Genomic DNA, 4,999 nt, shown 5'->3' with positions numbered 1-4,999 from the left:
TGTTCCGCACGCTCCGGGCCGATGTGCTTCAGCTGCTCTAGCTCGTCGACATCCGCGGTGTTGATGTCGACACACTGGTCCTCCGTCTCATCGTCGTCACACGAGGCGTCGATCGAAAGCGTCTCGTACGGCTCCTCGATGTCGGCCCACCACGCCAGCTCGTACTGGCCAGACTCAACCGTGATGCTGGTCGAACCATCGTCGCTCGACAGGACCGTCGCACCCGCGTCGTCCCCACCGACCGTGACGATCTGCCAGCGTTCCGCGTCGTCCAGGCCATCCACCTCGATGGTGGCGTCGCCACCGTCGCAGACCACATCGGCACCCGGAGTGATCTCCTGAGTGTCCGCGGTGGCCGTAGTGGCGCCGACCAACATCAGCGCCATTGCCGCGGGCGCGGCAATAGTGATCTTTCGCACCCTAAACCCCCTCCTATTGACTTATGTCGAGGAGATGTCTAGTGGCGATCACCATTGGTGTCAATATGTCCGCCACCTTCACCGAACCATGACTTTGCGTCATTGGACCCGGAAGCCATGCGAATGGGGCATATAGGTCGTAGTGCACGCTCACAGAGCTCGTCCGCCCGTCCGGGCTGGACGGGCGGACGAGCTCTGTAGAAGGTGCGGGCGCGCTGAGGAACCACACCCCGCGGGATGTCAGCCGGTCGCGGCCTCGACCTCGCTGATGAGCCGGTCCGCCGCTTCTTGCGAACTCATCTGCTCGAAGAGCACCTCGACGTTGATCCGCTTGATGATGTCCACCGACTCGCCGGCACCGACCGGAGGCGCGGGCGGGGAGTCGACGACCTCGTCGGCGATGTCCTCCAAGTACGCAGCCTCGGCCTGCTGGAACTCGTTGAGATCCGCGGCGATCCGCTCCCGCTGTTCCACGTTGACCGGAAGGCCGCGGTCGGAGCCGATCGCATCCACGGCCGCCGGATCGTTCAACAGGAAGTCGAGGAACATCGCCGCCTCGTCCGGGTGCTCGGTCTGCGAGGAGACCGCGTAGTGCATCGCCGGCTTGAGGTACATGCCACCGCGCTCGTTCTCGGTCTCCCCCGGCGGACGGAGCAGCTGGATATCGCGGCCGGACGCCGTGGACAGCGCCTCGAGCGCGTTGGTCCAGGCCCAGTACATCGCGCCCTTGTTCGTACCCAGAAGGGTCTGCTCCGGGCTGCCCAGCTCCTGAACCTCGGCCGACAGCGACGCCTGAGGTTGTCCTCCGGACTCCTGCATCTGCAGCGAATAGTCCCACCACGCCGTGGCAGTCTCCGGCGAGAAGCCGAGCTCACCGTCGGGGGTGTACAGCGATTCGCCACGCTGCCGGGCGAAGATGTTCAGCCCAGCCTCATTCCCGCCATAGTCCTGCGCTCCGTAGACCTCACCATCGGTGCCCTCCGTGATCGCCGTGGCGATCTGCACGTAGTCGTCCCAGGTCCAGGTCTCGTCGTCGGGCATCTCGACGCCGGCGTCATCGAACGCCTGCGGGTCGACCATGACCGCGTACGAGTTAACCCCGGTTGGGATGCCGTACAGCCCGCCGTCGACCTCGCCGCTACCTAGCACGAGTTCGTCCAGCCCCGACGTGTCGAGCGTGTCGTCTGTGTACTCGGAGAGATCGAGCAGCGCGTCGCGGCTTGCGTACTCCCTCAGGAACCGTTCTTCCTGAGCCATGATGTCCGGCGCGTCGCTGGCGGCTGTCTGTGTCGCCAGCCGATCCCAGTAGTCGCCCCATTCGACGTAATCGCCTGCGATGGTGATGTTCGGATGCTGCTCCTCGAACGCGTCGATGGCCGCCTGTGTCAGCTCGGCACGACCTTCGTTCCCCCACCACGTGAAGCGGAGCTCGACCTGCTCGTCCGAACTCGCCGCGGAGCCGTCGCCGCCGTCGTCGCCACCACCGCCGTCATCGCCACCGCATGCTGTTGCCACCAACGCCACCGTGATGCCGGCGACGCTCACTTTGGCGGCCATCCACGTCTTGCTTCTCATCTCAACACCACTCCTTCGGGGTCGCCGCCCACGGGAATCCGCGCGCGGCTGCAGAGTCATGGACTCGGTACCAGTCCTTCGTGCCTGACGGTCCATCGCCCATCGTTCGGAAATCCGGGTGCATGCCGATCTGGCGTGCCGTCCCATCCGGCCGCCATCAGCGCGACCGCGGCCAACAGACCCCCGTTCCCCGGCAGGTACAGCGGCAGCGATTCGGTCTGCCGGTTGTGCCCGCTTGGGAGGAACGTGTTCTTCCCCACCTCCATCGTCAGTGCCGTCACAGCCAGTTCCGGCTCAGAGAGCCGAGCCGCGCACATCGCCAGCACCGGGTAATCCCATCCCCAGGTGCTGTCCCAATCCCACTCGTCGAGCACGTCCCGCAGCGTCGCCCGCATGGTCTCGGCCTCGATCAGCGGCGTCTGCGGCAGGAAACCGAGTCCGCAGAGCATCGACGGATGGTCTGTGCGGATGGTGTACGGCTCGACGTCGATCGCCGTGTACACGCCATCGCGCACATGTGGCCGGACCAGACCACGCGCCACCGTGGTCCAGTGCGGATCCGGCTCTAGTCCGAGCCGCTCGCGCCAGCGCTGGGCCGTCTCAAGGCCCCACTGCCAGTACGCCAGCTCGAACGTGGGGTTGCTCGCCCGTGCCCGCATCGAGCCGTACGATTCCTGGGCGGGAATCACCGGGGGCCCCAGCTCAAATCCCCGTGAGGTCGGCGTCGCGAAGCCGGCCATGAACTCCGCGGTCTCGAACACCATGCCGGCGAACTCGTCCAGAACCCGGCTGCTCGGCGCGGCCCGGTACAGCAGCTCAGCCAGGTAGATCGGGTGTGGTTGCTGCCAGATCAGGAAGGGGCCGATCGGGCTGGGGCTCTCCCTGCCATCCGGACCGACCATCTTCGGCCAGCGGACTCCCGTGTATCCCTGCCGTTTCGCGGTCTCCCTGCCGGCCTCGGCCGTCCGCAGATACCAACGCAGTGTGCCCTCGAGCAGTCCCGGCCGGTTCCAGAGCGCGAAGTGCGCGACATGCCACCAGGTCATCTCCAGGTGGAACTTGCCGAACCACGAGTTGCAGACCAGCCCCGTCTCCTGCGGAGGCAACGACCCCGCGCCGTTGACGGCGGTCAGGTACTGGGACAGGACCACCCGGCGCTCCAACTCGTGGGCGCGCTCGTCAGTGCTGCCGGTGAAGTCCACCACGCCGCCGGTGGACCAGAACCCTGGCCAATGCCCGGCCGCCGCCGCACGGACATCGTCAAACGACAGCGGTGCGCCCGGTGAGGTCGAATCCGTCCCGGAGGGGGCAGCAGCCATGCGCTCTGCCGGCGGCACCCGCGATCCGGCGACCACCGACGTCGGCAGATCCGGGATCGCGGTGCCGGCGAAGCCCACCATCAGCTCCATCCACGGCGACGACGAGGTCAGCCGCAGCTCATGGTCACCGATCTGGTCCAGTGCCAGGCCCGGGTCGCCCACGATGTCCACCTCATAGGCGGTGGCGTCCAGCTCCCGGGCGACCTGCCAACCGGCGTCCCGACGGCGCACCGTGGTGCGGTGCGCTTCAGGACGCGTCCAATCCGCTGAGTCGTGCCACCGTTGGGCCCCGTAGGAAAACGCTATCCGAACAGCCAGCCGACCCTCTCGGAGCGCAGCAGACTCGATCCGGAACGCGACGACATCCCGGTCCGGGTGGCACGCCGTCTCCACCTCGACCACGTCCCCACGCACCGTGAACCGGCTGCGCAGAACCCCGCGCCACAGGTCGAGCTCCTGACGCACGCCGGTCAGCTCGGACAGCTCCAGCGGCTCAGGTCGACCAGACGGATCCAGCAGCTCCAGACCGATCCGGCCCAGATCGAGCCGGTGGGGGTTGGCGCGCAGCCAGACCTCCGCCGCCGAGTCGGTCTGGTCGCCGTTCTCACCGATCGTCCCGGTCATGTCGACGTACGGCACCGGCTCGCTGCGCCCCGGCGAGTCGTAGCCCACGAGTGTCTCCTCGAGGTCATGCCGCCCACCGCCGGGCGCCGAGTGCCATCCCCATTGCGCCTGGGTCCCCAGCAACGTTCCCGCCGGGGTGCCGTCCCGGGACATCACCGGATACTGCTCAGGGAATGTCTGCAGCCCGGTGATATCGGCGGTGAAACAGAGCTCGCCGTTGCCGACGGACAGCGGTGAGCGGACATCGGCCCTACGCAGGACCACATGGTGCCGCTCGACCAGCGCCCGCCGGTCGATCCGTCCGCCGAGGCCCGCGCCGCCGGGTGCCCGATCGGTCATACGGCCAGCGCCGCCTCGGTCTCGACCATGAACTGCTCCGCTGCCTCCTGAGGCGTCATGCGGTCGAACAAGACCTCGCTGTTGAGCCGGCTGACGATCAGCGCGGTCTCGCTGGAGCCGACCGGAGGCGGTGGGGGCGCGTCCCCCACCTCGTCCTCCATGCGGGTCAGAAACTCGGCCTCGGCCTGTTGTCCGGGGGTCAGCTCATCCATGATCTCCTCTCGAACCTCCGGATTCACCGGAAGTCCGCGGTCCGTGAGGAAGGATTCGGCCGCCGCCGGGTCATTGAGCATGAAGTCGACCAGCTCAGCCGCTTCCTCCGGATGATCCGTGTCAGCCGAGATCGTGTAGAACATCGACGGCCCCAGCCACGTGCCTGGCCGGCCCTCGCTCTCGCCCGGTGGCTTGAGCAGCACCAGTTCCTCTCCAGAGGCACCGCGCAGCACGTCCAGGACGTTCGACCAGATCAGCGAGAGCCCGGCGGAGTTCGTCCCGATCAGTGTCTGTTCAGGTGCGTTCTGACTCTCCAACTCAGCGGTCAAAGTCGCCGAAGGCGCCCCGCCACGGTCTCGGAGCTCCAGCGCCAGCTCCCACCATTCCGCAACCGTCTCAGCCGTAAGGCCGAGCCGTCCCTCCGAGGTGTACAGCTCCTCGCCACGCTGACGTGCCCACAACGACAATGTGTTGTGGTTCGTGGCGTCCTGCGTGCCGAAGCTGCCCTCG

Annotated in this window: 4 protein-coding genes; all 4 read right to left on the bottom strand. The window is 67.1% G+C overall.

What is annotated here, in order from left to right:
• On the bottom strand, positions 1-419 hold a 419-nt coding region (locus ELR45_RS35845), incomplete at its 3' end, for a ComEA family DNA-binding protein (RefSeq protein ID WP_205857315.1).
• Between the two features lie 240 nt (positions 420-659).
• A complete protein-coding gene (locus ELR45_RS26420) occupies positions 660-1,994 on the bottom strand; it encodes an ABC transporter substrate-binding protein (RefSeq protein ID WP_205857314.1) in 1,335 nt (444 codons plus the stop codon).
• A gap of 56 nt (positions 1,995-2,050) precedes the next feature.
• Positions 2,051-4,276, bottom strand: coding sequence for a hypothetical protein (locus ELR45_RS26415; RefSeq protein WP_129668990.1), 2,226 nt, complete (start codon positions 4,274-4,276; stop codon positions 2,051-2,053).
• Positions 4,273-4,999, bottom strand: a 727-nt coding sequence (locus tag ELR45_RS26410) for an ABC transporter substrate-binding protein (RefSeq protein ID WP_165368115.1), incomplete at its 5' end; no start/stop codon positions are given. The genes ELR45_RS26415 and ELR45_RS26410, both read right to left, overlap by 4 nt.

The sequence above is a fragment of the Phytoactinopolyspora endophytica genome, assembly GCF_004138495.1.
Lineage (GTDB): Bacteria > Actinomycetota > Actinomycetes > Jiangellales > Jiangellaceae > Phytoactinopolyspora > Phytoactinopolyspora endophytica.
This window is presented reverse-complemented; position numbering and strand designations above follow the sequence as displayed.

Coding starts and splice junctions, on each gene's coding strand:
- ELR45_RS26415 (WP_129668990.1), bottom strand. CDS start 4,276: ATGACCGATCGGGCACCCGGCGGCGCGGGCCTCGGCGGACGGATCGAC.
- ELR45_RS26420 (WP_205857314.1), bottom strand. CDS start 1,994: ATGAGAAGCAAGACGTGGATGGCCGCCAAAGTGAGCGTCGCCGGCATC.